This is a genomic window from Oleiphilus sp. HI0117, assembly GCF_001635235.1.
On record NZ_LWGA01001138.1, the window covers coordinates 1 to 1,583 of the forward strand.

The 1,583-nt window shown below is 46.6% G+C and carries 1 protein-coding gene; it reads left to right on the forward strand.

Going from position 1 to position 1,583, the window contains the following annotated elements; all coding sequences use genetic code 11:
- Nucleotides 1–80 precede the first annotated feature (80 nt).
- Nucleotides 81–1,583, forward strand: a 1,503-nt coding sequence (locus A3757_RS20285) for a hypothetical protein (RefSeq protein WP_197470165.1), incomplete at its 3' end; no start/stop codon positions are given.

The following is a 1,583-nucleotide window of genomic DNA, read 5'->3' on the forward strand; positions in this document are numbered from 1 at the left end:
AAACGAATGGGGAGGCCTAATTGCTTGAGCTGAGGCAGCTTTGTTATCACAAGGGCTGCTTTAGCTGGGCAATGTTAATAATGAATCTATCTAGAGCAATAAGTGCGTTAGTCCTGTTGTGTATGCTCGCTATTGGCATTACATATTGGTCTATCAATCACGCTGATAATCCGTCTATTTCTGAACTCACTCAATCTCTTGATGGTGTAGAAGAGTCGTCTCTGCATAGTCAGCTGATACCTGATACAGACCTCCCTCCTGAGGGAACCCGTTCTTTGTTCGACCATATAATCGCGCAGAATGATGGCTTGCCTTACCCTTTTACTGAAATGATCAAGCTCTTGCAGAGCCAGCACCCTGAAGGTGAAGCGCCGCTGTCATTGCTGATTCCTGATGGCCGTTCACTGCTAAAAGGCCAAGCTGATCATCATTTACCTCGAATACTGATTGCGCCAGACTTTCAGGAAGAAAACACCCCAGCGGGTTTGGGTATGAATACCCAAGGCCAGCTTTTTGTTGCGCTAGTCGAAGGGGCAAATGAAATAGAGGTGCTTAGCTACAATGAAGGCGCAGGGCGGTTTGAGTTTCAGCTGGTGCAAAATTATTGTGAAGGGTGTGTGCCAAGAATTGTCTATACTCGTCGAGCGATCTGCCTGACCTGCCACCAAGGGGGCGGGCCTATTTTCTCGCAGCGCCCTTGGCAAGAAACCAATGGACAGTTAAGTGTTGCTAAACGTATACAGGCGGCCAGAGGTAACGAGCCTTATTGGGGGGTAGACATTGAACAACCGCTGGCTACGCCTGAGCGTTTTGATGAACTCACTGATGTTGGAAATTTTCATGTAGCTAGCCAGCGCGTATGGCTAGATGCTTGTGGAGTCGAAGGCAATGAGTGTCGACGTGCACTATTGTCACTCGCTCTACGTTACGCAGATCAGCCAGGCTTGTTTGATTCAATGAGTAAAGAGGTGAATACCTTACTCAAGCTCTGGGCGAATACTTATCCCGAGACGGGCATTAAGGTGCCACAATCCGACTTGGCTAATCGAGACCCAAGTGGTGAGTCAAACACCTTTACCGAGTGGCTATACGCAACCCTTACTCCTGATATTAGCTTTGGTGACGGCGCCAAAGACAATGAAGATCTCAATGCGTTTGAAAAGCTACCACCTCTGCCACCAAGGCAGGACCCATTAACGAAGCGGGAGCCAAAACAAACGCTAAGTAAATCGGATATCGATGGTGTCTATGGTATCGCCAGTTTCTTCACTGACTCAGATTTGAAAACACTCAACGCTCACTATAGCTACAAGATAGACGCCATCTTGCAAAGAGTTTCTGACTTACCGGTTGAATTCTTTGAAGCAAAGCCTTTTTCTCGGGTGGCAACTATGAAGGCTTTATTAGCTAAGGATCTTCAGTATTGTTGTTTAGATACATCTGACATGTCTTTGCCACGAGTGAGTAGCGCGCCTAAGTTAGAGATAAACGAATATCAAGAACTTAAGTTGTTTGAGCAGTATTGCTTCACTTGTCATCGAGGTAACCCTGCTAAGCGCCTTGATTTTATGTCAGGTGATAAC